Below are 298 nucleotides of genomic sequence, written 5' to 3' on the forward strand. Positions count from 1 at the left end.
TTTTCAACAATCTTTCTCCTAGTTGAATCATCTCTTATAAAGCATTGACTTAACATTTTCTTTGAACCCTGCGGTAGATCTTCATGCCAGATATTGGACTTCATTGACAGTTTTTCCGCATCTGCTTCAGTAAATGATTCGGCCGTAACGGCTGTTCTAAATTCTGGAATTAGCTCTTGATATAAATCAATATTATCCTTATACATCATCTTTAACTGCGTCGATGCTAGTAATAGTGCTGCATTTAAGAACGTTGAATAAAAAATACTATCGTGCCGAATCCCTACAGAAGTACTTT

General features: G+C 35.6%; 1 protein-coding gene. It reads right to left on the reverse strand.

Translation table 11 applies throughout. The annotated features are described in order from the left end of the window. Positions 1-209, reverse strand: a 209-nt coding sequence (locus CWC28_RS22455; protein ID WP_212746842.1) for a hypothetical protein, incomplete at its 3' end; no start/stop codon positions are given. Between the last annotated feature and the right edge of the window lie 89 nt (positions 210-298).

The sequence above is a fragment of the Pseudoalteromonas sp. S4492 genome, assembly GCF_005886115.1.
GTDB lineage: Bacteria > Pseudomonadota > Gammaproteobacteria > Enterobacterales > Alteromonadaceae > Pseudoalteromonas > Pseudoalteromonas gelatinilytica.